This window comes from Sorangiineae bacterium MSr11954 (assembly GCA_037157815.1).
Taxonomy (GTDB): domain Bacteria; phylum Myxococcota_A; class Polyangia; order Polyangiales; family Polyangiaceae; genus Pendulispora; species Pendulispora albinea.
Window position 1 is genome coordinate 7,907,268 of record CP089984.1, and the last position, 26,051, is coordinate 7,933,318.

Below are 26,051 nucleotides of genomic sequence, written 5' to 3' on the forward strand. Positions count from 1 at the left end.
GCCAGGTCAATGGATGTCGTTGCATACCGCAAGGCGGTAGCGGGAGGGATGAATGCTCGCATCGGATCCGGGTCGTTTCGTGGCGAGTGCATTCGATAAACTGAAATCCAAACGCTGTACCGCGGTCATCACCGTGCCCGCGCCCCTCGCCCCGCCGGCGGCTTTTCTGCGAAACCAACGCCGGAACATGAGCTTCTTCTGGGACTCGCCGGGCGATCTCCCCCATGCGGGCGCGGGCGCGGTGGAGATCCTGCGCGTGTCGGGCCCCAAGCGCTGCGCGCAACTCGAGGCGAGGCTCGAACGGCTCTGGAACGATCTCGTCGTGCACATTCACCCCGATTGCGCACCACCCCCACCGCGCGCATTCGGGGGCATGTCGTTTCATCCCGATGGCGCGTCCTCCCGCTCCCCCCATTGGCAGGAGTTCGACGACGGATGTTTCACCTTGCCCAGGTGGTGCTACGGGCACGACGGCAAGCGCGCATTCTTGAGCCTCGCGGTGCGAGGCCCCGAAGATTGCGACCCCGTTCGCGGTCGAGAGCTCGTGGACGAGCTCGAAGCGATCTTGCTCGGGCTGGAGCGCGCCGCGGAGGCATCGCCCGTTCGCCATCACGAGCGGCCGGCCGAGGCCCCTGCGAACGCGGCCGGGACGATTCACCAGATCGATGTTCGCACGTGGGAGCGGCGCATCGCCGAGATCCACCGCGCGATTGGAACCGGGGAGTTCCAAAAGATCGTGGCCGCGCGCCGCTGCGATGTCGAGCTTCCGTGGGCGGTGGACGAGCTCGAGGTGCTCTCGCGCCTGGTCGCCGAGCCCATGTGCACGCGGTTTCTGTTCGGCCGCGAGAAATTTCGTTTTCTGGGCGCATCGCCCGAGCTCCTCTTCCACAAGCGCGGCAAGGTGCTGCGCACCGAGGCGCTGGCCGGAACGTCGCCCTGTCCCGCAGGCGCCGACGTCGCCGAACGCGCAAACGCATTGCTCGCCAGCCGAAAGGACCGCGTGGAGCACGCGTTCGTGGTCCGTGAGATTGCGCAAATCCTGGGACCTCTCTGCAAAGAGTTTCGCTCCCCCGCCCAGCCCAGGGTGCGGTCCATCCGCGAGATCCTCCACCTCTACACCCCGTTCGAAGGGTCCCTCGAGCACGAGATGAACCCCATTCGCCTTTTGGCCGCGCTGCACCCCACCCCGGCGGTGGGCGGATTGCCCAAGGCGCACGCGGCCGAGTGGATCGCTCGGCACGAGGTCGAGCCGCGCGGCTGGTACACGGGGCCGGTGGGCTGGGTGGACGCCGCGGGCGACGCGCGCTTCGTGGTCGCCATCCGATGTGGCCTCGTGGGCGAGTGCTCGGCGCTCATCTTCACCGGCGCGGGCATCGTGGAGGAGTCCCTGGCGAGCGCCGAATATGCGGAGACCACCCTCAAGCAGCTTCCGCTGCTGCGCGCCCTCGGTTTTCTCGAGGAGGCGTTCCATCCGAAACCGCGGCAAGCAACCGACGGGTCCTAACGATGCTCAGCAAGGACGACAACGAATTTCTATGTCGAATTGGCCCCCGGACCCCCATGGGCACGGCGCTTCGTCGCTACTGGTGGCCCGCCATCCCATCGTCGGACTTGCCGAAGCCCGATAGCGCCCCCGTGCGCGTGCGTTTGCTCGGCGAGGACTTCGTCGTCTTTCGCGATACCGAGGGCCGCGTGGGCATGCTCGACGAGACATGCTGCCACCGCGGCGCATCCCTGGTGCTCGGAAGGGTGGAGCAAGGAGGTATTCGCTGCCTGTACCATGGGTGGAAGTTCGCGGTGGATGGCACCGTCCTGGAAACGCCGAACTGCAAGGATCCGGCATTCAAAACGCGATTCAAGGCGCGCTCCTACCCCGCGCGGGAAGCGGGAGGGTTCGTCTGGGTGTACATCGGCCCGAAAGAGGAGGAGCCGCCATTCGTGGCATACGATTATTTTGGCGTCGAGGCATCCCATCGATGGATTGCACCGGCGGTCTTCGACGCCAACTTCGTGCAGGTGCTGGAAGGCTTCGTCGACTCGTCCCACCTCGGCATTCTTCACCAGGATGCCTGGAAGCCTGTGGGCTTCTTGGAGACGGATACCTCGAAGCGTCTGCTCGGACACCTCGCGCCCGACATCGAGGCGGAGGACACCGACTTCGGCTTTTGCTACGCGGCGCTCCGCACCACCCCCGCCGAAGACGGCCCCCCCATCACCACGGCGCGCTTGACGGCTTATGTCGCGCCGACCACCGTCTTCTTCGCGATGGGCACGCGCCCGGCCTTTGGCTCCGCGACCTTTACCGTTCCGGTGGACGATGTTCGGACCATCGTGCACTCGCTCTTCTGGGACAAAGAGCGCGCGATCAACGAAGAGCCGCTTCGCTCGCAGATGCAGCCCTTCTTTGGAATGGATCCCGCGATCTTGGACGCGTTCGGCGCATCCCGCGAGCAAGCCGATCGCCCCGACAAACCCTCCCGCAACAACCACTTCCTCCAAGATCGAGACGCCATGGCCCGAGGCCGGAGCTGGACGGGGCTGCCGACCTTCATCCCCGAGGACGTGGCCATCTGCGGATCGATGGGGCCGATCTACGATCGCTCCCGCGAGCACCTGGTGCCATCCGACGTGGGGGTGCTCCGCATGCGGCGCGCGCTCATCGAGTCCGCCCGTCGGGTCCAACGCGGCGAGAGGCCCATCGGACTGGATAAGCCGTTCGACACCTCGCAAATCCGTTGCATCGAGTCGGTGGTCACCCCGGCCAATCCATGGCAACGGCTCATCCCCGGCCGCAAACCTCCCGAGGGCGCCGCGTGAAACCGCGCACCTGAAAGTCCTCCGCATGGAAACCGCATCGCCGCGCCTCTTCATCGACACGATCCACGCGTTCCGGCGCACGGCCATGATCGCCGCCGCCATCCGACTCGACATCTTCAGCCACATTGCCGAGGGCGCGACCACGGCTCGCGCGCTGGCCCAAAGCGTATCGGTCTCCCCGCGCGGGATCCGCATTTTATGCGATTGCCTGGCGGTCAATGGCTTCCTGTCCAAGCGCGGCGATGCCTACGCGCTCACCGCGGACGCAGCGGCATTCCTGGATCGACGTTCGCCCACCTACCTGGGCAGCCTCGCCGATTACATCGCCTCGGATCTTCAGTGGGAAGCGTTCCGCGACATCGTTCCCGCCGTCCGCCGCGGCGGAACGGTCCTTCCGAACGGCGGCATCCTCGATCCCGACCACACGAGTTGGACCCAATATGCGCGCAGCATGTCCCCCATGCTCCGGCGCCCCGCACACGAGGTCGCGCGCATGCTCGCTGGCGAAACGAGTGGGCGCCCCGTGCGCGTGCTCGATCTCGCGGCAGGCCATGGGCTGTTCGGCATTGCGCTCGCCCAGGCAAACCCACGGGCCCAGGTGGTCGCCCTCGATGGAGTCCAGCCGCTGGCGATCGCGCGCGCCCATGCGGAGGCGGCGGGCGTGGCCGAGCGCTACACCACCCTCGCGGGCGACGCGAGACAACTGGATTTTGGCGGACCTTACGATCTCTTGCTCGTCGCCAATTTGCTCCATTGCTTCGATCGCGAAGCATGCGACGGTATCCTGCGCCGGCTGCGCGCATCGGCCGCACCGGGGGCGCGCCTGGCCATCGTCGACTTCGTACCCCTGGACGACCGCACCGGCTCGCGCGATGGTGTCGAGTTCGCGCTCATCATGTTGTGCCTGACCCCCGCGGGCGACGCGCACACCTTCGAGGAGCTCGCCGCGATGGTTCAACGCGCGGGCTTTCACGCGCCGGAGCTCCGCCCCATCGCAGCGAGCCCCATGAGCGTCGTTCTCGCCGAGGCGCGAGAGTGAGGGAGCCATGCCGGACGAGCTCTCCGTATGGGCCGCCGCGAGGGAGGTGCCGCAACGAACCGCGCTCGTCGCCGATGGCGCCGCCGTGTCGTATGTGGAGCTCGCGCATCGGGTGCAGGCGGCGGCCGCGTGGCTCGCGCGCCAGGGCATCGCCGCGGGGCACCCTGGACGTGTTGCCTTGGTCGCGGCCCATGACGAGCCAACGCTCCTCGTTCTGCTCGCGCTGATCGACCTCGGGGTCACGGTGGTGCTCATCCATCCACGGCTCACACCGCGCGAGCGGGCGCTCCTCATCGCCGACACGACGCCGTCGCTGGTCGTGGAGGCGCCCGGCCCGCTCTCCCCGCTCGAGGCTGCACCCGCCACCCCTGGCCCGACCACGAACGTTCCCGTCGATGGGGCGCACGCCATGTGCATCCTCTTCACCTCGGGAACCACGGGGAGGGCCAAGGGGGTGCTCCTCTCGCGCAACGCGTTCCGCGCGGCCGCGCGCGCGAGCGAGGCGAACCTCGGCTGGCGCGAGGACGATCGATGGCTCCTCGGCACATCGCTGGCGCACGTCGCGGGCCTCTCCGTGGTGATGCGTTGCTTGATCGCGCGCCGCACCTTCGTGCTGCCGGCGTTGCATCGCTTCGACCCCTATGCCATCGAGGCGGTGCTTCACCGCGATCGCGTCACCCTCCTGTCGTGGGTCTCGCCCATGCTCGCGCAGTACCTCGACGCAGAGCGAACCATGCCGCGCACCGTACGCGCCATCCTCCTGGGCGGTGGACCGGCCTCGCCGCGCCTCTTGCAGCGGGCAAAGGAACGCGGTCTACCGATCGTGACGACCTACGGCCTCACCGAGTCCTGCGCGCAGGTGACCACCCAGATCCTCGGCACGCCCCCGGGGCCGGAGCAGGGCGCAGGGCCTCCGCTGCCCGGAAACGAAGTGCGCATCGTCGACGGCGAGGTGCACGTGCGCGGGCCCTCGCGCATGAGCGGCTATTTTCCGCCGGGTGCCCACCCGGATGCCGTCGACCCGGAAGGCTGGTTGCACACGGGCGACCACGGACACCTCGACGAAGCCGGCCGCCTGCACGTGAGCGCGCGGCGCGCCGATCGGATCGTGACGGGGGGCGAGAATGTCTCCCCGGTGGAGGTCGAGCACGCGCTGGAGCAGCTCGAGGCCGTTCGCGCGGTGTGCGTGTTCGGCGTCGCCGATGAAACGTGGGGCGCGGTGGTCGCAGCCGCCATCGTATGGAACGATCCCGCGCGCGGATGCTCGGATCCGGATCTCGCGCGCGCCCTTGCAGCGATGCTCGCACCGTCCAAGCGCCCCCGTCTCCTCGCGGTGCTCGACGATTTGGCCTGGAACGCCGGAGGAAAGCTGGACAGGGCAGAGACCGCAAAGCGCGCCATCCCGCACCTTCGCAGTCTGCCTGGAGCGCCGAACGGTTCGACCTCTAGTACCGAGCATGCGCCGTCAGGGTGATCGCGCGAACGCGATGACGCCGCAGATGCTCCTCATCGACCGTGCAGCCGATGCCGGGGCCGCGCGGGACCGAGAGGATCCCCGCCCGATCGCGGATGACTGGCTCCACCAGGTCACGGGTGAAGTACCGGTCCGAGCCCAAGTTGTCGCCCGGCAAGGTAAAGCCGGGGAGGCTCGCCAGCGCAAGGTTCGCCGCACGGCCAATCCCAAACTCGAGCATGCCGCCGCACCAAACGGGTACACCGCGGGCCATGCACAGATCGTGAATGCGCTTGGCCTCGAGCAAGCCCCCCACCCTGCCCGGCTTGATGTTCAGAACGCGGCAGCTCCCGAGCGCCAGCGCCGTTCGTGCGTCGTTGAAGGAGCCGATGCTCTCGTCCAAGCAGATGGGGGTTCGCAGCATCGTCTGGAGCTCCGCATGATCGGCAAAGTCGTCCCACGCGAGCGGCTGTTCAATCATCATCAGATCGAACGCGTCGAGCCTCGCGAGGGTGGGCGCGTCCGCCAAAGTGTAGGCCGAGTTGGCATCGACCATCAGCGCAAGCTCGGGAAACCGACCTCGCACCGCCTCGACCAAGGCCACGTCCTTTCCCGGTGCAATCTTGAGCTTCACCCGAGGACACCCCTCTTGCACGTGCCGCGCGATGCTCTCGAGAAGCTCGCCGCGATCCGTACGGAGCCCCAGGACCACCCCGCTCGCGACCTCGCTTCGCGTCCCCCCCAGCATCGCGGCCAAGGATTGGCCGCGGCTCTTGCCGAGGAGATCCCATGCGGCCAGCTCCATGGCCGCCCGCGCAAAGGTGTTGCCCCTCACCCCGCGGTAATGCGACACGAGCTCCTCGATGCCCGACCACTCCACCCCGAGCACCGCGGGAACGATGACGTCGCGCAGCGCGAGCCACGCGCTCTCGGCGGTCTCGCCCACGTAGTGCGGATCGGGCAGCGCCGCACACTCACCCCACCCCACGAGGCCCGTGGCTTCCGCACGCACCAGCGCATGACGAAGCCCTCGAACCTCGAGCGACGACGTGCGAAACGGGGTCACCAGATCCATTTGCACCTCCATCAAGGTCACCCGGTCGATGCGCATGGTGGTCGCTCGCATTGTCGCTGGCCGGGCCGGCGATCGCAGCCCATGTTTCGCTCGTGCTCGTTCTTCTTCATGGATTCGGCGGCGCTCCCGCTTCCTGGCAGGATGTCCAACGCGAGCTCTCGGAGCCAAGCCTCGCGCCCGCGCTGCTCGGTCACGATGGCCATTCGGACGGATCTGCGCCCATCGACACCTTCGATGCGGAGGTCAACCGCATCGCGGCGATGGTCCCTCCCGGCTCCCATATCGTCGGTTACTCGCTCGGCGGCCGCGTGGCACTTGGTGTCGCCGTTCGACATCCGGGGCGGATCGCACGTTGCACCCTGATCAGCACCCATCCCGGCCTTGTCTCGGGCGACCTCCGCGCGGCGCGCGCCGCGGCCGACGATGGCTGGGCGGAGCGACTCGAACGCGATGGCCTGGCGAGCTTCTTTGCAGCATGGGAGTCGCAGCCAATGTTCGCAACGCAGCAGCGGCTCCCCGAGGAAACGCGGGCACGGCAGCGCACGATTCGCCTGGCCCACCACCCCGCCGGCCTCGCGCGGGCGATGCGCACGCTGTCGCTCGGCCGCATGCCGCCTCGCTGGGCCGACCTCTTCGAGGTGCAAGCCCCCGTGAACGTGGTCACGGGCAGCCTGGATGCCACGTACGGTGCGCTGGGCGAGCAGCTCGCAGCGGCATTGCCTTTGGCGCGATGCACGGTCGTACCCGACGCAGGCCACAATGTGGTCCTCGAAGCGCCGCGCGCGATCGCGCGCATTGTCATGGCGCCGTGAGTGCTATCGTGCAAACGCAACGAATCGAGGTGGGGCATGATTCGAACGGCGCTCACACAGTGGGCTCGCGTCCTCATGACGAGCTTTGCCGACGCCGGGGTCGAGCACGTGGTCATCAGCCCCGGCTCGCGCTCCACGCCCTTCGTGTTGGCGGCCGCGCGCGAACCGCGATTCATCTGCCACGACATCATCGACGAGCGCGCGGCGGCCTTCTTCGCGTTGGGGCAGGCGCGGCGCACGGGCCGGCCCAGCCTTCTTCTGTGCACATCGGGCACCGCCGGCGCGCACTACTTTCCTGCGATCGTCGAGGCAGCCATGTCCCGCGTGCCGCTGCTGGTGCTCACCGCCGATCGCCCCAACGAGCTCCAGTCCTGCGCGGCCGCGCAGACCATCGACCAGCTCAAACTCTTCGGAGGCTATGCGCGGCAGTTCTTCGACCTGGGCCTGCCCGATCCCGCCCCCTCGGCCCTGCGCGCCCTGCGCCGAATAGTTGCCCAGGCAACTTTTACATCGACGTGGCCCTCGGCGGGCGCCGTTCACCTCAACGCCCGCGCCAAACAACCCCTGGAGCCGATGGAGCCGGAGACCCGCGACGAGCACGCCCTCGCGCACGAGGTGGGATCGCTGCTCGCCGAGCCACTCGTCTCCGCCTTCGCCCCTCGCATGGAGCCGGATCCCGCAGCGATCGGCATCCTTGCGCGATGGGCGCTCTCGGCGGCGCGCCCGCTCATCGTCTGCGGTCCCTCGCCGCTCGCACCTCGCGCAGATGAGCTCCACCGCGATGCGCTCTTCGATCTCGCGCGCACCCTCGCCGCCCCCGTCTTTTGCGAAGCGGCCAGCAACGTCCGTTTCGTGGACGCGGCCGCCGCGCGCGGGGTGCTCCTCTGCGACGCCTTCGACACCTTTCTTCGCTCGCCATCCTTTCGCGCGAACGCGCAAGCCGACTTGGTGCTGCACCTGGGCGCTCCGCCCACGTCCGCATCCTGGGCTGCCTACGCCGGCGGTCTGCGCTCGGCGCGGCGGATCATTTTCTCGGAAGAGGGCTGGAACGATCCCCAGAACAGCGCCGCCTTGCACCTGTTCGGCAGCACACGCGCATCCTTGGAGGCGCTCCACCGCGCCATGGCGCCCGCGCCCGCGCCCGCGAGGGAAAAACCTCCCGGCGCTTGGCAAGAGCTCCTCTGCCGGGCCAACGATATCGCTTGGAGCATCATCGATGAGGATCTCGCCCGAACGACGACCATGACCGAGGCCGCCGCGGTGCGCGCCATCGTCGGCGCCCTGCCCATTGGATCGCACCTCTTTTTGGGCAATAGCCTGCCGATCCGCGAGGTCGACACCTTTTGCAAAGGCAGCCACGCGACGGCGCGCGTCCTCTCGCAACGAGGTGCCAGCGGCATCGACGGATTGATCGCCGGCGCCGCCGGCGCGGCGAGCGTGGGCGACTCCCCGATGACCTTGCTGCTCGGCGACATCAGCTTTTTGCACGATGTCTCGTCGCTGCTCATCGCACGCCCCCTGCGCGCTTCCTTCGTGATCGCCGTGTTGAACAACGGCGGCGGTCGCATTTTCGAACAGCTCCCCGTGGCATCCTGGCCCGGCATCGAGCGCGCGGAGCTTGCACACCTGACGACCCCGCACGACCGCAGCACGGAACATGCGGCGCACCTGTATGGTCACCCCTTCGAGCGCGTGGCCAGCCTCCCCGAGCTCTCGGATGCCCTTGCGCGCGCGCATGCCCGCCCGGGGTGCACCCTCCTCGAGGTGGTGGTCCCGCCCCACGGTGCGCACGAGCAACACAGCCGAATTTGGGAGACGGCCAGCGCCGCCGTCGGGCGGCTCGTCGAACGATTCGGGCCTTTCTAACAAAGGAGAGCGGCACCATGGTTTCCCGAATATTCAACCCCGAGCGTTGGCGCCCCGTCGAAGGTTTTGCATTCGATGACATCACCTACCACCGCGCCTTGGACCAAGGGACGGTGCGCATTGCGTTTCATCGCCCCGAGGTGCGCAATGCATTTCGCCCTCGCACGGTGGACGAGCTGTCGACCGCGCTCGAGCACGCGCGCAGTCTCACCGATGTCGGCTGCGTGTTGCTCACGGGAAATGGCCCGTCGCCCAAAGACGGCGGGTGGGCGTTTTGCTCCGGAGGCGACCAACGCATCCGCGGCAAAGATGGTTACGAATACGCGAATGAAGGCGGCCAACGCGATCCAGGCTGTCTAGGACGTCTGCACATCTTGGAAGTCCAACGTCAGATTCGCTTTATGCCCAAGGTGGTCATCGCGGTGGTCCCCGGCTGGGCCGCCGGCGGCGGACATAGTTTGCACGTGGTGTGCGATCTCACCATTGCGAGCAAGGAGCACGCCGCGTTCAAACAGACCGACGCCGACGTGGCGAGCTTCGACAGCGGCTACGGCTCCGCCCTCCTAGCGCGGCAAGTCGGGCAAAAGCGAGCGCGCGAGGTCTTCTTCCTCGGCAAAACCTATTCGGCCGACGAAGCATTTCAGATGGGCATGGTCAATGCTGTGGTGCCGCACCGGGAGCTCGAGGCGTTTGCGCTGGATTGGGCGAAGGAGATCAACGCCAAAAGCCCAACCGCGATTCGAATGTTGAAATTTGGATTCAACCTCCCCGACGATGGCATGGTCGGACAGCAAATTTTCGCCGGGGAAGCCACCCGCCTCGCCTATGGCACGGAAGAGGCAAAAGCCGGGCGCGACGCCTTCGTCGAAAAGTGTCCATCCGACTATTCGAAGTTCCCTTGGCACTATTGACGGCCTATCTTGTCCGGCGACGCCATCGCTCGATGCATTGCATCGCAGAACGCTCTTTTGGAGAATCCGTCATGAGCGAAATGACCGCCAAAGAAATGGACGAGCTGCTCGATCACCATTTGGCCGCCGAAATGCGCGGCGATGTGGAGGCCACCCTTGCCACCTTCTCCCCCGACATCGAGCATGAAATGGTGGGTCCGGGTATCCTCAAGGGCATCGATGCCGTCAGGCCACGCTACGAAGGGCTCTTTCGCGACGTCGAGAGCCTTTCGTACAAAACCCTTCATCGCGTGCACGGTCCTGGATTCGTGGTGGACGATATGCTTCTCCGGGTAAAGGTCCTGGGCACCATGATGGGCATCCCAGGAAATGGGCGAATCATCGAATTTCGCATGCTGCACCGCTTCAAGATGCACGGCGGAAAGATCACCCGCGAAACGGCGTGGCTCGATGCTGCCGCCGTTCTCAGGCAGCTCCGCGGATGATTTCGCGGATAGTTTCGCGGGTAACCGCGCGACTGACATTGTGACATTTCAATTTTCCGATATTTCGACCATGGGAGGTACCCCGATGATGACTCCTGAGCAAATGGATGCGGTCGTCAATGAGCACATGGCTGCCGAAAAGGCATCGGACGTGGAGCGGGCGCTGGCCACCCTCACACCCGATGTGATCCATGATGTCGTGGGCGCCCCCGACGGCGTGCTCCATGGCCGCGAACAGGTGCGGGGACGGTACAGCCATCACTTTCAAGAGGTCCAAATCGTCGCCCACACCGTCAACCGGCGCCTTCATGGTGACCATTTCCTGGTCGACGAGTGTACGATGGATGTCACCGTACCCGGTCGCCTGGTGGGCATTCCAGGCCATGGAAAGCGCGTTCAATTCCGAATGGTGCAGCTCTTTCAATTCCGCGATGGCCTTATCGCGCGCGAAAACGTCTGGGTCGACGCTGCGACCATTCGCCGCCAATTGGCTTAGAACGACGCGGAGCGTCTCGAAACCGCCACGGGCAGGTGACGGAGACCGCGGAAGAGCAAGGTCGATGCGCGCTCCAGCGGACCGTCGAGGTGCGCACCCGAAATCCGCCGGAGCACCAAGGGCGCAAGGGTATTGAGCTGCAGCCGCGCCAGCGGCGCGCCCAAGCAATAGTGAACACCGGCGCCAAAGCTCACCGCGCCGCCGTCGGGGTCGCGGTTGCGGTCGACCCGGAACCGATCGGCGTCCTGGAACCTTTGCGGATCGCGGTTGGCCGACGCAAAATGGATCATCACCTTCGAGCCCTTGGGGACGCGAACACCGGATATTTCCGTATCCGACAAGGTATTGCGGAAAAAGGCCTGAACCGGCGTATCGTAACGCAGCGCCTCCTCGATGGCGCTCGGCAGGAGCGCCGGATTGCGGGCGACCTTTCGGGCCTCGTCGGGGTGCTCGAGGAAGGCCAGCGCGGTGTTGGCGATTCCATTCACCGCCGGCTCGAAACCGGCCACGAGGAGCAGCACGCAGAAGGCCGTGACCTCGAACGGGGTGAGCGCCTCGGCTTGATTGGCCGCCACCAGCATGGTGATGACATCGGTCGCCCCCGGTCGCGGTCGCACCCGCCGCTCCTGCGCCAGCGCCTTCAAGTACGCAATGAACTCCTTGCGCGAGGCCTCCGCGCGCGCGGCCGCCTCCGGCGATAGACCTTGCGAGAGATCGGCCATGACGTTGTCGGCCCATTTGCGAAAGCTGCCTCGGTCGGCGTCGGGGACCCCCATCACATCGGCAATGACGCCGAGCGCCAGCGGCTCGGCAACGTCGGCCACCAGATCGCCCCGCCCCGCCTCGAGCAAGCCATCGAGCGCCTTCTCCGCGAACATCGCGATCCGATCCGCGAGCACGTCCACCGCGCGCGGCGCAAAATACTTGGCCACCAGACGGCGCAGGCGCGTGTGCTCCGGCGGATCGTACATGGGCATCATGGGCCGCTGATTCCACTCGAGCCCCACCCCGCCCGTGGAGGAAAAGACCGCATGGTTCTTGGCTGCGGCAACGACATCATCGTAGCGCGCGACCATGTAATAGCTGTACCGCTCGATGAACAAGCAGGGACTCGCCTCCCGCACCCTCGCGTAAAACGGATAAGGGTCATCCAGGATTTCGCGCGCAAACGGATCGACGTCGTTCAGGATCATATTCCACCCGTATTGCGGGAGACTTCGGCCGATGCCAGCATCATGAAATGAGCAAGCCCTGGAACAAGGAATGCGACGTCCTCATCATCGGGGGCGGTCTTGCCGGTGGAACGCTAGCACGGCAGCTCCGACTGGAGCAGCCGGAGCTCTCCATCATTCAATTGGACCGCAAAGTCGATTTCGATTGGTGGGTCGGCGAAGCCACCGTCGAGGTGTTCGACGACTATGCCATTCGCATCCTGAAGCTCGGGCCTTATCTCTGGAAGAAGCACATCCTCAAGCACGGACTGCGTTTTTGGTTCGACAACGAGGAGCGCTCGCTCCCCCTGGAGGAGATGTCGGAGTGGGGGCGCGCCCGCTACACGAGCGTCAACACCGCCTTTCAGCTCGACCGCGCCAGCTTCGATCGCGACATTCTGCAGATGAACCGCGACATGGGGGTCGAATGCCATCAAGGCGCGCGCGTGCTCAGCGGACAGTCCGACGACCTGCCGCATATCGTCATCGACCGCGACGAGGGCCATATGGTGGATACCACGGTGGGCACCATCCGGTGCAAATGGCTGGTCGACGCCGGCGGGCGCTCATCGCCGCTGGCGCAGCAGCTCCATTTGCTCCACGAGGGGGATGGCCCTTGGCTCCGGCAGCGTCCCGGCCCCACGGGCTCCTACTGGGGGCGTTTCAAAAACAGCAAATCGATCGATGACTTTGGAAATGACGCCTGGCGCCGAAAGGTCGGCTACACCCTCCGCAACCTCTCGACGAACCATTTCATGTATCCGGAGTACTGGATTTGGCACATTCCATTGACCGAGGACATCACCAGCATTGGCGTCTCCTTCGATCACGACAAGATTCCGCTGAAGATGAAAAGCGCCCAAGATCTGGTGGCGTTCTTCCATCAGCACAGAGCTCTCCGCGACATCCTCGCCGGCAGCGAGTGTCTGGACTTCATGGGGCTCAAGTACCTGCGGCGCGCATGCAAACAAGTGTACTCCACGGATCGATGGTTTCTGACCGGTATGTCCGGCTCCTTCGTGGACCCACTTTTTTCCACGACCTCCGCCAGCATTTCGGTATCCAACCGCTTCATCGCCGAAATGATCCGCGCCGATCGCGAGGGCGACACAGTTACGTTCGCGCGACGGGTGCGGCACTGCAATGACTTCATGCTGACGCTTTATCAGGTCCTCACGGCAGGCATCATCTTCGACCGGTTTGGCTCCTTCGACGCGTGCGCGGGCTGGATCTCGCAGCGATTCCACAATTATTGGAACTACGAGATGGTCAACCAGCTCGATGACTTCAAGCGCTACTTTCGAAGGATCGATGCGCACGACGAGCACTGCGGCTGTTCCATCGCCCGCTCGATCGAGAACCACTACGGGAGCTCCCTCATCGGCGTCACCGATCGCCTCACCGACGAGTTCATTGCCTTGCTGCGAAAGCGCGACCTCTACTTTGCCCGCAACAAGGGCTACTTCTTCGAAGGATCGGCGCGCCAGAGTCTCATCGACAACGCCTATCGCTTTACGAACGACGATCGCCAACGACGCCTGGAGCAGCAGGTCGAAACCATGAAGAGCTACGAGGGTTGCTACCGCTACTTTCTCCGACGCGCGTGCGACATCGAAGGCATCTCCTGGGACGAAGGCACCTTCGAGTCCTTTTTTGCGCGCGATACCGGGTCCGGGCAGACCCTCGCCGATGGCCTTCGCGCCATGTGCAACCCCAAATCGCCGTCGAGCGCTTTACCCGCACATCTTCCTACGCGTTATGTGCATTGGACGCCCAAGGGCCCCATCGATGCGTATGCACGCGAGCATCATCGCGCTACGAATCAGTTCATTGGCCCCGACGGAGCCGATGTCTAGCGGTCCACGAATGGACAGCGGCTCCACGAATCTGTGGTCCACGAGTCGACACTTCGGACGATGCGTCGGCGCGGTACATTGCAAATCGAAGACATCGCGATGCTTATGACCATCGACGGTGCGCGTCAAACATCGGCATATGCGTTGCTGCCGTATGGCCCAGGAGGTATGAGCCATGAGGCAATGGAGGAATATCGCATCGACGATGGCGCTTGGGCTGGCAATGGCGTGCGCCTGCAGCAGCGCTTCGGAGAACGCCATGCCCGAGGGGGACACGGAAACCACCGACGATTTCTTGAGCGCCCGATGCCCGGATCGCGAGGTGCTCCGGGATCTGCGCAAGACCAAGCAGGCCAACGAGCGCTACCGGGATCCGGCGAAGGCGGTGGCCGATGGCTTCATCGCATCGCCCGTATGCAGCATGACGCCCTTCGGCGCGCGCGGCTATCAATATGTGCACCCTGCACGTTTTGGGGACACCGCGCCGCTTCCGCACGATTTGACCAAACCGCAGTTGCTACTCTATGTACCTGGCAAGAACGGTAAGCTCGAGCTCGCGGCCGTGAGCTTCATGCAATACATCTATCAGGATGGGGCGCCCTATCGCGGCGATGAGCAGCACCCGCCGAATCCGGCCTCCATTCCCCCCACGCCGGTGCTCTACAAGCAGAGCTTTGCAGGCCCGATGGCCGGACACTTCATCGGGCAGCCATGGCATTTCGATATCACGGCTTGGCTCTGGGTCGACAATCCCTCCGGCTTGTTTGCATTGGGCAATCCCGCGGTTACGTGTCCGTAACGCGCCGGGTGTACGCTTTGGCGATTGACGCGCATCGCACGCGCACCGGATACTCGGAGTCCACGACCAACACGTGAGGTGTCGGATGAACAATGCACGCTTGATGACGCGCGAGGAAATGGACGCTCTCATGGACGAGCATCTCGCGGCCGAAGACGCTGGCGATCTGGAGAGGGCGCTGGCCACATTTGCAGAGAACGTGGAGCACGATATCGTAGGTCCCGGAGGGGTCCCCGTGGTGCACGGGGTCGAGGCAGTACGGCCGCGCTACGACAACCTGTTCAAGAACATCCAGTGCGTGAGCCGCAAGCAGCTCGAACGGCTCCATGGGGACAACGTTCTCATCGATGATTCGCTGTTGACGGTAAAGGTCGTCGGCAAGATGGGCCCCATGGAGGGTCGGGGTCGCACCATCAGCTTCCGAATGTTCCATGTCATGGAGATGGCCAACGGCAAGATCACGCGCGAGAACGTATGGTTCGACACATCGGCCATCGCGCGGCAGCTCATGTAGCCACGGCGCCCTCGGCCTTTCCGCGACGGTGTCGCGCATACTCGAGCCATGCGGGACCGCGGGTAGGCTTGGGCCGCGGCACGCTGCGAATGCCCAGCTCCGGAACCACCCAGCCGGATCGGTTGGGCGCCACATCGGCGAGCAAGCGCAAGATGGACTCGCGATGCTGCGCCCGACCGACGGTCATCGCCTCGCGGTCCTCGGTGTACACGACGAAGACGGCAACATCGGGATCGAGCCGGTCCACGAACTCGAGCGATCGTCGAACCTCATCGGGCGTTTCGTCTTCGGCGCCCAGCACGAACGTATGGGAATCGAGCAGCCCATGTCTTACGAACAGCTCGCGCGTTCGGACGATATCTCGAATGCGAAAGGGCTTTTTGAGGAGCTTGAGCATACGCTCGGTGCCTGAATCGGAGCCTACCTCGACCCCGCAGCACCCCGCGCGAACCATCGCCTCGACCAGCTCGTCATCGAACGCCGCAGGCGTCCCATAACAACACCAGGAGAGCGGGCTCCCGCGCGCGATCAGCTCGTGACAGAGCTGAAGGGCCGCTTTCGGCGGCACATTGAAGACGCTGTCGACGAAGAACGCAAAGGAGACACCGGCGGTGCGGGAGCGCTCCAGCACCTCGTCGGCCACCCGCGCCGGCGAGCGCACCCGCACCTTGCGGCCCTCCAGATCCGGATAATCGCAGTACGTGCAGCCGAAGGCGCATCCCCGCTTGGTTTGAATGTTGTCGGTCCCCGTGTACGCGTAGTACCGCGGGTCGACCAGATCGCGCGCAATGGGGGGCAGCAGATCGAGATCGCTCACGATTTCGGCGCTTCGGCGGAGCTGGATGCCCGATGCTTGCGAGTGGACCACGCCGCCCCCATGAACGATGCGCGGAACCGCACCGCCGCGCGCGAGCGTGTCCACGATCTGGCGAAAGGCGCGCTCCCCCTCGCCCACGACGCCGATGTCGGCGCCGAGCCGCGTGAGCAACCCCTCGGGTCGCAACGAATACCCCGCGCCGCCGAGGACGAGCGGGACCTGGGTGTGCGCGCGAATGGTCCGGGCCAGATCGGTGTACTCGCGCAAAAGCGCCTGGGTGCCCTCGTCGCTGTAGGCATTGGTGTTGAGGTTGCGCAGCGCGAGCCCCACCACCTGCGGATCGAATTGGGCGATGGCGGCCTCGATCTCCGCGTGCGGATCCTCGGCGAAGCAGAGGTCGAGCACGCGGACGTCGTGCGCATCGCGGATGGCGCCCGCGATCGCGAGCACGCCAATGGGGACCACCGGCGAGGGAAACATCTCGCGATTGGCGGAGATCAACAAGGTGCGCAGCTTGGGTTCGTCGCTCATGAAACGACCCCTTCTCCAACGGCGCGTTCGACGTGAACATACGAGCCGCGCGTCATATCGTCGGCCAATGCGGGGCCTTTGGGAATCCAGCCGAGCATCTCCCGCGCCTTTCTCCCCGACAGAACGGTATTGCGGGTCACGATGTCCGGATGAAACGAATCGAGGTAGCGCTGCGACGCGCGCGCCTCCTCGATGCTCCAGCTCTTCACGCGTCCCCCGGCGCCCCCCGCGATGCTGCATAGCTCCGCCATTCGGCGAAAGGAGAGGACCTCCTCGGACGCGGCGTTGAAGACGTGACCCGCGGGCGATTGCTCGATGAGAAGGCGATAGATAGCGGCGAGATCGTCGACGTGAACGGTGGACCAACGATTGGCCCCGTCGCCCACCAGCCGCGCCGCGCCCTCGTTGCGCGCGGAGTCGACCATCACCAACAAGGTCGAGCTTCCTCCCCGGCCGTACACCATGGGAGGACGCACGGCCACCGCACGTACCCCGCGCCCGCAGCCCGCGAGCGCCCGCATTTCAATGGCGCCGCGCCACCCGGTGCTCGTCCCGATGGCGAGCGGATGCGTCTCATCGTGAACGCCATGGCCGGTATCGCCGGTAACGGTACCGCCGCTGGTATAGATGAATGTCTTCCCCGAGCCCGCGAGGGCATCGATCAGAGCATCCGTCGACTCGCCGTCCACACGGGCCACGTCGCGCGTGCGATGAAAGCCCAGATGGATGACGGCGTCGGCTGCGCGCGCACCCCGGGCAAGAGAAGCGACGTCCATGAGATCGCCGCGGAGCACGCGAACCCCCAGGGCATCCAGCTTGGCGGCAGCTCTATCGCTGCGCGCAAGAGCGGTTATCCGGTGACCGGCCGCGCGCAAAACCTCAGCCACCGGACCGCCGACATAACCGCTCGCGCCGGTCATAAAGATTTGCATCGGGAAAACGATATCGCATCTTTTGCACTATTGGCACGAGCAATCCAATGCCGTAGGCTCCGCGCATGGTGGTGCTCAATGACCGTGTGCGCCTCGCCAAATTGATCTGGGGCTTTCGATTGTCGCAAGCGGTCATCACGGCCGCGAAGCTCGGCATTCCCGATCTTCTCGGCCATGAGGCGCAGACCGCGGGCGATCTCGCGTTACGCGCGGGTGTGCACGCGCCATCACTTCATCGCTTGCTGCGCGCGCTGGCGGGGATGGGCATCTTCGAAATGGACGCGGCTGGACGTTTTTCGAACACCCCACTTTCCGACCTTCTTCGCGACGATGTCCCGGGGTCGATGCGCGCGCTCGCGCTTTTGCCCGGCGATACCGCCTTTTGGGCCGCGTGGGGCGCGCTCGATCAATCGGTGAAGACCGGCAAAACGGCGTTCGAGATTCTGAACGGCTGCGACGTTTGGACATGGCGCGCCGAGCGCCCGGAGGCGAGCGCCATCTTCGACCGTGCCATGAGCGGTATCTCCTCCATGCAGACGGCCGCCATCACCGAGGCTTATCCATTCTCGTCCGGCGATCGCATCATCGATGTCGCCGGCGGCAATGGCACCTTGCTTGCGGCCATCGTGGCGGCCAATCGCGGGGTGAGCGGGGTGTTGTTCGAGCAACGACACGTCGCATCGCATGCCAAAGCAAAGCTTGGCGCACAAGCGCATATCGACATCGCGGAGGGCGATATGTTTGCGGCCATTCCGCGCGGCGGCACCGCGTACCTCCTCAAGACCATTCTGCACGACTGGCAAGATGCCGAGTGCCTCGCCATCTTGAAGCGCTGCCGGGAGGCCATGGCGGAGCCGGCAAAGCTGCTCGTGATCGAAGAAATGATCCCGCCGCCGGAAGAGCCGCCGAGCGATACCATCCTCTTTTTGGACTTGCAAATGATGGTCACGGCGGGCGGTCGCGAGCGAACCCTGAACGAGTTTCGGAGCCTCTTGCAGGAGACGGGGTTTCACCTCGCGCGGGTGATCGGCACCAAGTGCCCCTTGTCCATCCTCGAAGCCGTCCCGGTCTAGCGTTTAGCCCCCGCGGGGTGCCACGAAGAAAGGACTCGGCCATGGCGAACGAGCATTCGTATTTGATCGACCCCCACGAGGGAAAATTCCTGGCATTGGGCGGGGTTGGAATGGTGTTCAAAATCGACGGCGACGCGGTGGGTCGTGCATTCAGCATCGTCGAGGAGCCCATCGAGCCCGGGCGCCTGGTTCCACCGCACACCCACACGCGGGAAGACGAAATCACCTACGTCTTGGCCGGTGAAATCGGGGTGCGCGTGGGGGGCCGGGACCTGGTCGCGACGGCAGGGTCGTATGTCATCAAGCCGCGGTCCATTCCGCACGCCTATTGGAATGCCACCCGCGAGCCCGCGCGCATCCTGGAGATTTTTTCGCCCGCGGGCTTCGAGCAATACTTTGGGGAGCTGGCGGAGTTGCTCGCGCAGGGTACTCCCCCCATCGACACATTGACCCGGCTCCGCTCCAAATATGGAGCCACATCGCAAGGCATGGAGTGGGTGCCCGAGCTAAAGGCCAAATACGGCCTCAAGCTGCTCGGCGAAGCCTGAAAACGTTCGAAAAGACGCCGTCGAAAGGAATCGCCATGCGAAATTATTGGTACCCCATTGCGTACTCGGGCGAGGTCGCCGAGCGGCCGGTTCCCTTCACCCTATTGGATGAACCAAAGGTCCTCTTTCGCGACGATCGCGGTCAGGTCGGATGTCTCATCGACAGGTGTCCCCATCGCTCCACCCCACTTTCCCTGGGGCGGGTGGTGCAGGGGCGACTCGAGTGCCCCAATCACGGCTGGCGGTATCGCGCCGATGGCGGCTGCACCAAAATTCCTTCTCAATCGCCAGAAAAAGCGATCCCCAAATCGGCCGCGGCGCAGTCTTTTCCGACGCGGGAGCACTTGGGAATCGTCTGGGTATGGCCGGGCGACGGTTTTGCGTCGGCCGAATCGGCCGAGGCCGGCGATCTCTTTCAGATTCCCGAGTTTGGTACGCCCGAGTGGACGTATGTGCAAAGCTCATTCGATCTGAACATCGAGCACGAGCTGCTCATCGAGAGCTTTCTCGATCCAACGCACTTACCCTTCGTGCACGACGGGCGACTCGGCGGAAGCCGCGATGAAGCGGCACCGGTGGCCCTCGAGCTCCTCCCCTATTCGCGCGGCATCCGGGGCAATTTCACCTCGTCGACATCGGCGGGCGAGAGCAAACCGTTTCAACTGTTGACCTTCGAGCCACCTTGCCATGTGCGCCTGGAGGTGGAGATTCGCCCCGGGTGGAGGGCCTTTTCCGTCATTTCCTGCGTCCCCACCCGGGCCAGCAAAATGCGGGCATTGGTGCGCAACTTTCGAAACTTCATGTTGAACGAGGGGAGCCAGGATTGGGCGATGCTGCGCCAAGTCCAAGAGGCCTTTGCGCAGGATCTCGCCATCATCCAGGGGCAGCGCGCGCGACTCGGCCCCGATGGATCGCCGTGGCAGGGATGCGCGGTCGCGACCGATGGGCTGGCGCTCCAATACCGGAATTGGCTCACCAAATCGCTGGCTCATCCAAATGAGCGCATCGCCATGACCCGCGCCGCCGAAGCTTGAAGAAGTGCTCCTTTTCGTCAGGGCGAAATCATTCGACGCAAAGGCCCCTTCGTTGCGAAATTTCGCGTGCAGAGTAGGACATGGCGCACTTTGTTTGCGTCCCATGAACGTCGTGTGAATACTCGATGCACGGGTGCATGTGCTCGTCGCGTGGGACCTTGGCTTTCCAGGCCGAAAGGATCATCAACATGGGTCGGAAGATTCTTCTCTTGATCGGTGCGAGCGCCGTCGTGACCGGAGGCGTCGGTGCGATGGCTGGGTGCGAAAATTTGGATACGCCCGCGCGTCCGGATGCCGGCAGCAATGCAACAGCGTCGTGCATTCTGCCGAGCGATCCGGTGGTACCGTGTGGCTCGCAATACGTATTGGGCGATCCGGGCGCGGATCTCGCGGGCGCCGGCCAGATGCGCTCGTGGGCAAAAATGGATCCCGCGACGAACAAGGCCCTCGAGTTTACCATTTCGATGCCGCTCGATGCCGTTCAAACACTGAATCAAGCCACGGTCGACTCGAGCTACTGGGTCGAGGTACCGCAGCCCATCAAGGCGCAAACCGTTCTCCAGTCGTTCCGCGTGGACTACCTTTCCCAAGGGCACCCGCCCGCAGGTGTTTACAACACCCGACACCTGGACTTTCATATTTTCATCATGAGCAAAGAGCAGGCGCTCGCGATCAGCTGCCAGCCGCAGGCCGATAAAACGTTTCCGCCGGAAGGGATGCTCCCGGCAGGCTGGGCTCTCTTCGATCCCCCGCTCAATTGCGTCCCCGTTCACGGCATGCCGGCCGTCAATCGGCTGGCACCGGAGTTCAATGGGGTCCAATTCGTCACCGCCGTGGGCCTGACCTTCTACAAGTCGACATTTGCATCCTGGGAGCCGAAGCTCGCCACGCAAGCCATGCTCGAACGCCGCCCCGAGTTTACGTTCGACCTGGCCTTGATGAAGGGCGATCCTCAGAGCACCATGCCGCGCGGGCTCTACCCCACGAAGATGGTGGTCACCTACGATCAACCCCATGGTGCCTACCTCTTTGCCATCAAGGACTTTCAACAGTGGCCGCCTCCGTGAATCGTCGGTAGCGGCTCTTCATCCCTACGTCCTACGTCCCAACCTCCCTACGTCCCGAACCTCCAGCGACGCAAGTCGTACTGCCCTGAGCTCGATTCGCGGCTGAATTGGGCTCAGTTGGGACCTTTTTTGGGCCCGAGCGTGCCGCGAGGCGCTCGGACGAGTCGGACTAGAACGTCGAACGGCCGTCATCCGAGCGCTCTCGGACATACTCCGACATAAAAGGAAAGGAGGCTTAGAAGGGAAGGCCCGGCGTCTTCAAAAAGTCGATTTCCTCCGGGGTGGATTCGCGGCCGAGCAATCCATTGCGATGCGGAAACCGGCCGAAGCGGTGAATCACGTCGCGAAAGAGCCGGGCGTGATCGTGGTGTTTCTGCAGCAGGAACTGCAAGGGGGGTGGGCCCTCATCGAGCAGTTTTTGCGAGAGCTGCAGGGACCAGTCTTGCAGCTCCTCGTTCTCCGAGTGCTGAAGCGGGAAGCTGAAGAAGTACCGCTCCAGAATCGAGAGATCGCGATCCATTCCTTCATGGAGACCCTCGACCGCGAGTTTTTGCGCGCGCTCGTCGAACTCGAACATCTCCTTGGTGCCGCGGCGGATGTTGCGCACAATTTGATCGAACAGAAGGATGAGCGCGAGGCGATGACGCGGGGTCTTGGCCCAATCGTTACACTCGCCGTTTCCCGCGCGGATCAACACGTCGCCGAAGCGCTCCTGGATCTGCCGGTCAATCTCCGGGACCTTGCGGAACCAACGCTGAATCGCAACTTGAATGTCCTCGCCGGGCGGCCCAAGCCAAAACGATAGAACGTCTTCGGGTTGGATCATGATGTCGAGCGTAGTGACGATGATCGAAGCCTGTCAACGTAGGCATTCATCGAGATTCGAAGATGCGCGAAGGTGATCCAGTGATGTCGGGGCGATATCTTCGCTGCTCAAAGCGTTTATGCGTTCAGCTCAAGGAAGTTCGGATGCCATGGGCCCGGGTGGACGCGCCGCATTCCTAGCGAAGAAAGCACTCCAGCCGTCGCGTGAGTCGACCGAAACCTCGCCATTCGATAGGTGAGCACGAAGCTGATTTATCGATGTTGAAGCGTCATCGGCCGTCCTGACGGAATGGCAGCCGAGACGCCAATCATCCAGTACGGTGCAAATATATCGTTGGTATTGGTTGCCGATGTGCGCCGTTGCCGCTTGCTCGTCGGAGGGGGTATCGCCTTCGAGTCCCGCAGCGGATGCGGTCCGCGGAGATGCTGCACCCCGTGTGGTCGGCGGGGACGCCGGATCCAAGGTGGAGCCGGGGGTCCCCCGGGACGCAAACGAGGGTCGATTGACGCCATCGAACCTTCCTCCGGATATCTGCGATGCGGCCGGTGAAACCGATCGGGTCGTGCCCGCGAACACCACGAAGGACTTCGACACGAGCGGCGCGGAGGAAAGGGCGGAAAGGGCGGCACCGGCTCGACGCTCGCCGAGGAGGGGTACCCTCCGCCTCCCCCACGTATTTGGTACTGGGGCGGGCCCGGAGGTGTGGGCGGTTCGATCGGCCGCATCGTCATCAATGTTTCCGAATCGGCACCCTGCCCCGTCGTCAGCACGGACCCGCCCGCATCGCTCGGCATCGTCGGCACACACTGATTCGCAGGGGCCTTCACCGCGTGAGATCGGAGCCGGCGCAGCCCGGGGCGGGGCGCCGTATCACTCGTGGCGCTGTCGATGGCATTCCGGCCAAAGGCTACAAAACATTGCAAGCGCGCTGCCTCGCATACCTGACGGTGATCTGTCGGAGAAGACGGGACCCCGTCGCGGTCCGCATCGTGGCACGTCGCTGCCATGCCGTGGCGCAAGCGGCGCAGATGCTCGCGTACGTCGGCACCTCCGAAGCGAACCTCGGCTGGGTGCGATGGCGGGAGGGCGATCGCAACGGCGCCGAAGCGCTCTCTCGATCCACGCTCGCACGCTGGCAGCAATACCAATATCCTCGAGGCACAATCGCAACGAGTCCAGCGTTCTGGCAGCCAACAGGTTACGACGGCCGCACTCGTGGTCGCCCAACGGGCAGTGCTTCGTCGTTAACCTCGGTTCGATCGCACCACCTCGTATTGGGCCGCCACTCCGATCTCTCCGCCCACCATAGATCCGCTCGATGCCGGCGACTACGGTGAAGCCGTCTATCAGCCGGTCACGGCATCTCCGTCGTCCCCGAGCAGCCAAGTGGTATGGTCCCTCCCCAGCGCGAGCTGGCAGCCCGAGACGGATCAATCCACGCTCAGTAGGATTGACACCGTCCTCGATACCATGAGGCCCGCGAACACTGTGAGCCCGAACAATCCGGTGCTCGCCTGGATACCGCCGGCCACGAACGATTCGAGGTCTTGGAGTGGGCCGTCCGACGCGGAGGACGGAACTTTGGCTACCTCGACGAGCGTGACCTGCTACGTCCTCGATAGCTCACGGTCCTACGCTTAGCGTAAATACATGCACACTTCATTCCATGGTTTTCACGAGCGACTTTGGAACGACGTGCACAACGTTCGAATCGTCAGCGAGACCCTCGTCCCAATATTGGAACTGCGCGCACCCCGCATCCAGCAACACGGATTCGCATAGGCTGCTCACGCCGTCCGTCTTATGGATGACGCCGATGGAAAGGGAGGTCTCGATGCGGGTCGACGTAGATCGGTCAGTGCGCTTTCATCGTCTGGTCGTAGCCTGGGTCTATATCGTCTTCGGGCTCGTGGGGTTGGGGATAGGCTTCCTATTGTTCGCCCTTTACGTCGGCCTGGGTGCTGCGGGCGGAATCGAAGCCATGGAACGGGGTAAAGGGTGGGCCGATGTTGCGGGAGGCGGAGTCGTCGCGGGCATTGGCTTTGCGCTCGGCGGCATCTTCGCGGCGATTTCGCTGCCAAACCTTTGCGCCGGCTATGGATTGATTCGCCGGCGTGCCTGGGCGCGCCCGTTCAGTGGGGGCCTCGCCGTGCTGCACCTCTTTTTTGCTCCGATTGGAACGATCTTTGGCGCATATGCCATCTGGGCGCTCTTCCTCACCGAGGAGGCAGAGACGTCGAACCTCCGGGAACCCGCCCCGCCCCCCAGCGAACAACACCACCAACGCTGGCGCAAATTGAACAAATGGTTACCAAGGGCGATTGTCGCTTCGGCGTTCGCGATGACCTTGACCGCGGCGACCGTGCTCCAGGCGCCCATCACCGCGTGGTTGGGCGGACAAACGAACACGGGCGTGTTGGCCGTATTCCTCTGGCTCTTGGCGCTCGCCTTCGGCGGCGTCTACCTCCATGGCCGGCGCCAGATCCTCGCAAGCGAAAGAGCCGAACACGAGCACCTCATGATACGGCTCCTCGGTGCGCCGCAAGGCGTCACGGCGCTCCAGGCGGCCCGCGTTACCGGGCTCTCGGTCTCACGGTGCGAGGCACTCCTCGGAGGGCTGGTGCGTCAACGGCACGCGCAGCTCGATATCGACGACGACGGCAAACAAATTTATCGAGCCAACTAACCCCAGAGATCACCTGAGTGGAGCCCGATAACCGGCGTGAACGAACCAGTTGCTCGCGTGCGTCTCGGTGACTCGAAAGCGCGCTCGTCTGGCGATGAGCCGAAGCGCTTTGGGGTGGCGGGGAGCGTGGCGTCGCACGTATTGCTTTTGGAGGGCCCAGCCGGATTCAATTGGATTGAGGTCGGGCGAGTATGGGGGCAAGTAGACGACACGAACGCCGCGCGCCTTGCAGGCGGCTACGACACGCGGGTCGCGGTGGGCGGGGAGGTTGTCCATCACCAGGACGTCTCCGGGGTACAGTCGAGGGAGCAGCTTGCGTTTCAGCCAAGCCAGGAAGCGGGGACGGTTGGCCGTTTTGAACATCGTGCTGAGGACGACCCATCCCGATAGGCGCATCGCCCCAAGAAGTGTGAGGTTCGTGCCCCAGTTCATAGGAATGCGATCGATGAATTCGCGACCTCGCTTCACCCAGGCGTGGCTCCGACTCATGGCCAGGTTTAGGCCCGATTCGTCGAGAAAAACCAGCTTTTCCACGGGAATCCGGAGGATCCTCCGTCGGAAGGAGCGGCGCTTGGCTATGACGTCGGGTCGCTGACACTCCAACGGCCGTCGGCGTTTTTTTTGATGACGTACCCATACCGATGCAGCGCGCGCTTCATGCTGGACACATGAACTCGCGCGCCCCGCGGGCGAAGCCGATTGAACTCCGCCGTAATCTCGTTAGCGGTCGCATCGCGCAGCTTCGCAACAAGCGCATCAACGTCGCCCTGGCCGATCGGGGACGGCGTTCCGCCTCGCTTCGGGTCGGCGCCGAGCGGCACGCCACGACGCCCTCGACGAACCCACCGCTTGACGCTCGCCTCACCGATACGAAATCGAGCGGCAATTACCGCATAGCTTCCGTCGCCAGCTTCGTACGCCTCGACGACCCTGGCTCTCAATTCAAGAGGGTGCGCTTCCGCCATGCCGCGACCAGATCATGCCTCGAGCCAAAGAGCAAGACGCTTGATCGACCCAGGTGAGCACTGGGGTTAAGCCCCCGCAACGCGACGAACAGCCGTGATGTCCGCGGAGTGACGTTCGAATGGCGCGGCGGCATCATGCTCGACGAGCTCGGGGCGCGCGGTTACACAGTCGTCTTGACGCCCGCTGGGGCTCTTGCTCCTCTTGCGTCTCGTGCGCTCGTCACGAGCAAGCGAGCCC

24 protein-coding genes are annotated in these 26,051 nt (G+C 64.4%); 17 read left to right on the forward strand and 7 right to left on the reverse strand.

The window, feature by feature from the left end; translation table 11 throughout:
• Window positions 1-79 precede the first annotated feature (79 nt).
• From LZC94_30580 to LZC94_30595, 4 genes are read left to right on the forward strand one after another with little or no spacing between them, the layout of a single operon-like run.
• A complete protein-coding gene (locus LZC94_30580; GenBank protein WXB12187.1) occupies window positions 80-1,504 on the forward strand; it encodes an isochorismate synthase in 1,425 nt (474 codons plus the stop codon).
• Window positions 1,505-1,560: 56 nt separating this feature from the next.
• Window positions 1,561-2,817, forward strand: coding sequence for a Rieske 2Fe-2S domain-containing protein (locus LZC94_30585; protein WXB12188.1), 1,257 nt, complete (start codon window positions 1,561-1,563; stop codon window positions 2,815-2,817).
• 25 nt (window positions 2,818-2,842) lie between these two features.
• The gene (locus LZC94_30590) at window positions 2,843-3,856 is read left to right on the forward strand and encodes a methyltransferase domain-containing protein (GenBank protein ID WXB12189.1); all 1,014 of its coding nucleotides are present in this window, start codon (window positions 2,843-2,845) and stop codon (window positions 3,854-3,856) included.
• Between the two features lie 7 nt (window positions 3,857-3,863).
• Window positions 3,864-5,330, forward strand: coding sequence for an AMP-binding protein (locus LZC94_30595; protein WXB12190.1), 1,467 nt, complete (start codon window positions 3,864-3,866; stop codon window positions 5,328-5,330).
• On the opposite strand, the gene menC is transcribed toward LZC94_30595, so the two are convergent.
• The gene (gene menC / locus LZC94_30600) at window positions 5,302-6,435 is read right to left on the reverse strand and encodes an o-succinylbenzoate synthase (GenBank protein ID WXB12191.1); all 1,134 of its coding nucleotides are present in this window, start codon (window positions 6,433-6,435) and stop codon (window positions 5,302-5,304) included. The genes LZC94_30595 and menC overlap by 29 nt on opposite strands.
• A gap of 41 nt (window positions 6,436-6,476) precedes the next feature.
• Here menC and LZC94_30605 point away from each other — a divergent pair, with 41 nt between their 5' ends.
• The 5 genes from LZC94_30605 (at window position 6,477) to LZC94_30625 (ending at window position 10,954) form a co-directional block, all read left to right on the forward strand.
• On the forward strand, window positions 6,477-7,196 hold the full coding sequence (locus LZC94_30605; protein WXB12192.1) for an alpha/beta fold hydrolase: 720 nt from the start codon (window positions 6,477-6,479) through the stop codon (window positions 7,194-7,196).
• Between the two features lie 36 nt (window positions 7,197-7,232).
• Window positions 7,233-9,062 carry a 2-succinyl-5-enolpyruvyl-6-hydroxy-3-cyclohexene-1-carboxylic-acid synthase gene (menD, locus tag LZC94_30610; GenBank protein ID WXB12193.1) on the forward strand — a complete coding sequence of 610 codons (1,830 nt, stop codon included), beginning with the start codon at window positions 7,233-7,235 and terminating at the stop codon, window positions 9,060-9,062.
• 17 nt (window positions 9,063-9,079) lie between these two features.
• Window positions 9,080-9,973 carry a 1,4-dihydroxy-2-naphthoyl-CoA synthase gene (locus tag LZC94_30615; GenBank protein ID WXB12194.1) on the forward strand — a complete coding sequence of 298 codons (894 nt, stop codon included), beginning with the start codon at window positions 9,080-9,082 and terminating at the stop codon, window positions 9,971-9,973.
• Between the two features lie 71 nt (window positions 9,974-10,044).
• Window positions 10,045-10,458: an ester cyclase gene (locus LZC94_30620; protein WXB12195.1), complete on the forward strand. Its 414-nt coding sequence runs from the start codon at window positions 10,045-10,047 to the stop codon at window positions 10,456-10,458.
• Between the two features lie 85 nt (window positions 10,459-10,543).
• Window positions 10,544-10,954, forward strand: coding sequence for an ester cyclase (locus LZC94_30625; protein ID WXB12196.1), 411 nt, complete (start codon window positions 10,544-10,546; stop codon window positions 10,952-10,954).
• On the opposite strand, the gene LZC94_30630 is transcribed toward LZC94_30625, so the two are convergent.
• Complete coding sequence (locus tag LZC94_30630) at window positions 10,951-12,147, reverse strand: cytochrome P450 (protein ID WXB12197.1); 1,197 nt, start codon at window positions 12,145-12,147, stop codon at window positions 10,951-10,953. The genes LZC94_30625 and LZC94_30630 overlap by 4 nt on opposite strands.
• A 47-nt stretch (window positions 12,148-12,194) precedes the next feature.
• On the opposite strand from LZC94_30630, the gene LZC94_30635 reads away from it, so the two are divergent.
• From LZC94_30635 to LZC94_30645, 3 genes are all read left to right on the forward strand, one after another.
• The gene (locus tag LZC94_30635) at window positions 12,195-14,021 is read left to right on the forward strand and encodes a hypothetical protein (GenBank protein ID WXB12198.1); all 1,827 of its coding nucleotides are present in this window, start codon (window positions 12,195-12,197) and stop codon (window positions 14,019-14,021) included.
• Window positions 14,022-14,280: 259 nt separating this feature from the next.
• The gene (locus LZC94_30640) at window positions 14,281-14,820 is read left to right on the forward strand and encodes a hypothetical protein (protein WXB12199.1); all 540 of its coding nucleotides are present in this window, start codon (window positions 14,281-14,283) and stop codon (window positions 14,818-14,820) included.
• 85 nt (window positions 14,821-14,905) lie between these two features.
• The gene (locus LZC94_30645) at window positions 14,906-15,334 is read left to right on the forward strand and encodes a nuclear transport factor 2 family protein (GenBank protein WXB12200.1); all 429 of its coding nucleotides are present in this window, start codon (window positions 14,906-14,908) and stop codon (window positions 15,332-15,334) included.
• Here LZC94_30645 and LZC94_30650 read toward each other — a convergent pair.
• Window positions 15,327-16,682: a cobalamin-dependent protein gene (locus LZC94_30650; GenBank protein WXB12201.1), complete on the reverse strand. Its 1,356-nt coding sequence runs from the start codon at window positions 16,680-16,682 to the stop codon at window positions 15,327-15,329. The two genes, LZC94_30645 and LZC94_30650, sit on opposite strands and share 8 nt — an antisense overlap.
• A complete protein-coding gene (locus LZC94_30655) occupies window positions 16,679-17,614 on the reverse strand; it encodes an NAD-dependent epimerase/dehydratase family protein (protein WXB12202.1) in 936 nt (311 codons plus the stop codon). The genes LZC94_30650 and LZC94_30655 overlap by 4 nt, the downstream gene beginning before the upstream one ends.
• 65 nt (window positions 17,615-17,679) lie before the next feature.
• Here LZC94_30655 and LZC94_30660 point away from each other — a divergent pair, with 65 nt between their 5' ends.
• The 4 genes from LZC94_30660 to LZC94_30675 all read left to right on the forward strand — a co-directional run bounded on the left by LZC94_30660 (window position 17,680) and on the right by LZC94_30675 (window position 21,336).
• Window positions 17,680-18,687, forward strand: a complete 1,008-nt coding sequence (locus tag LZC94_30660; GenBank protein WXB12203.1) for an acetylserotonin O-methyltransferase — start codon at window positions 17,680-17,682, stop codon at window positions 18,685-18,687.
• 41 nt (window positions 18,688-18,728) lie between these two features.
• Window positions 18,729-19,235, forward strand: a complete 507-nt coding sequence (locus LZC94_30665) for a cupin domain-containing protein (GenBank protein ID WXB12204.1) — start codon at window positions 18,729-18,731, stop codon at window positions 19,233-19,235.
• Between the two features lie 35 nt (window positions 19,236-19,270).
• Complete coding sequence (locus tag LZC94_30670; protein ID WXB12205.1) at window positions 19,271-20,269, forward strand: aromatic ring-hydroxylating dioxygenase subunit alpha; 999 nt, start codon at window positions 19,271-19,273, stop codon at window positions 20,267-20,269.
• 188 nt (window positions 20,270-20,457) lie between these two features.
• Window positions 20,458-21,336 carry a hypothetical protein gene (locus tag LZC94_30675; GenBank protein WXB12206.1) on the forward strand — a complete coding sequence of 293 codons (879 nt, stop codon included), beginning with the start codon at window positions 20,458-20,460 and terminating at the stop codon, window positions 21,334-21,336.
• A 235-nt stretch (window positions 21,337-21,571) separates the two neighbouring features.
• Here the strand turns inward: LZC94_30675 and LZC94_30680 are convergent, their stop codons facing one another.
• The gene (locus tag LZC94_30680; GenBank protein WXB12207.1) at window positions 21,572-22,162 is read right to left on the reverse strand and encodes a DUF924 domain-containing protein; all 591 of its coding nucleotides are present in this window, start codon (window positions 22,160-22,162) and stop codon (window positions 21,572-21,574) included.
• Window positions 22,163-23,996: 1,834 nt separating this feature from the next.
• On the opposite strand from LZC94_30680, the gene LZC94_30685 reads away from it, so the two are divergent.
• Window positions 23,997-24,848, forward strand: a complete 852-nt coding sequence (locus LZC94_30685) for a hypothetical protein (protein WXB12208.1) — start codon at window positions 23,997-23,999, stop codon at window positions 24,846-24,848.
• A gap of 9 nt (window positions 24,849-24,857) precedes the next feature.
• Here LZC94_30685 and LZC94_30690 read toward each other — a convergent pair whose 3' ends face one another.
• On the reverse strand, window positions 24,858-25,382 hold the full coding sequence (locus tag LZC94_30690) for a transposase (protein ID WXB12209.1): 525 nt from the start codon (window positions 25,380-25,382) through the stop codon (window positions 24,858-24,860).
• A 41-nt stretch (window positions 25,383-25,423) separates the two neighbouring features.
• Window positions 25,424-25,813 (reverse strand): helix-turn-helix domain-containing protein, encoded by a 390-nt coding sequence (locus LZC94_30695; GenBank protein ID WXB12210.1) that lies wholly within the window; start codon window positions 25,811-25,813, stop codon window positions 25,424-25,426.
• Window positions 25,814-26,051: the final 238 nt, after the last annotated feature.

Coding starts and splice junctions, on each gene's coding strand:
- LZC94_30680 (WXB12207.1), bottom strand. CDS start 22,162: ATGATCCAACCCGAAGACGTTCTATCGTTTTGGCTTGGGCCGCCCGGC.
- LZC94_30640 (WXB12199.1), top strand. CDS start 14,281: ATGCCCGAGGGGGACACGGAAACCACCGACGATTTCTTGAGCGCCCGA.
- LZC94_30620 (WXB12195.1), top strand. CDS start 10,045: ATGAGCGAAATGACCGCCAAAGAAATGGACGAGCTGCTCGATCACCAT.
- LZC94_30670 (WXB12205.1), top strand. CDS start 19,271: ATGCGAAATTATTGGTACCCCATTGCGTACTCGGGCGAGGTCGCCGAG.
- menC (WXB12191.1), bottom strand. CDS start 6,435: ATGCGAGCGACCACCATGCGCATCGACCGGGTGACCTTGATGGAGGTG.
- LZC94_30630 (WXB12197.1), bottom strand. CDS start 12,147: ATGATCCTGAACGACGTCGATCCGTTTGCGCGCGAAATCCTGGATGAC.
- LZC94_30625 (WXB12196.1), top strand. CDS start 10,544: ATGATGACTCCTGAGCAAATGGATGCGGTCGTCAATGAGCACATGGCT.
- LZC94_30595 (WXB12190.1), top strand. CDS start 3,864: ATGCCGGACGAGCTCTCCGTATGGGCCGCCGCGAGGGAGGTGCCGCAA.
- LZC94_30650 (WXB12201.1), bottom strand. CDS start 16,682: ATGAGCGACGAACCCAAGCTGCGCACCTTGTTGATCTCCGCCAATCGC.
- LZC94_30635 (WXB12198.1), top strand. CDS start 12,195: ATGAGCAAGCCCTGGAACAAGGAATGCGACGTCCTCATCATCGGGGGC.
- LZC94_30655 (WXB12202.1), bottom strand. CDS start 17,614: ATGCAAATCTTTATGACCGGCGCGAGCGGTTATGTCGGCGGTCCGGTG.
- LZC94_30685 (WXB12208.1), top strand. CDS start 23,997: ATGCGGGTCGACGTAGATCGGTCAGTGCGCTTTCATCGTCTGGTCGTA.
- menD (WXB12193.1), top strand. CDS start 7,233: ATGATTCGAACGGCGCTCACACAGTGGGCTCGCGTCCTCATGACGAGC.
- LZC94_30660 (WXB12203.1), top strand. CDS start 17,680: ATGGTGGTGCTCAATGACCGTGTGCGCCTCGCCAAATTGATCTGGGGC.
- LZC94_30615 (WXB12194.1), top strand. CDS start 9,080: ATGGTTTCCCGAATATTCAACCCCGAGCGTTGGCGCCCCGTCGAAGGT.
- LZC94_30675 (WXB12206.1), top strand. CDS start 20,458: ATGGGTCGGAAGATTCTTCTCTTGATCGGTGCGAGCGCCGTCGTGACC.
- LZC94_30695 (WXB12210.1), bottom strand. CDS start 25,813: ATGGCGGAAGCGCACCCTCTTGAATTGAGAGCCAGGGTCGTCGAGGCG.
- LZC94_30585 (WXB12188.1), top strand. CDS start 1,561: ATGGGCACGGCGCTTCGTCGCTACTGGTGGCCCGCCATCCCATCGTCG.
- LZC94_30590 (WXB12189.1), top strand. CDS start 2,843: ATGGAAACCGCATCGCCGCGCCTCTTCATCGACACGATCCACGCGTTC.
- LZC94_30665 (WXB12204.1), top strand. CDS start 18,729: ATGGCGAACGAGCATTCGTATTTGATCGACCCCCACGAGGGAAAATTC.
- LZC94_30645 (WXB12200.1), top strand. CDS start 14,906: ATGAACAATGCACGCTTGATGACGCGCGAGGAAATGGACGCTCTCATG.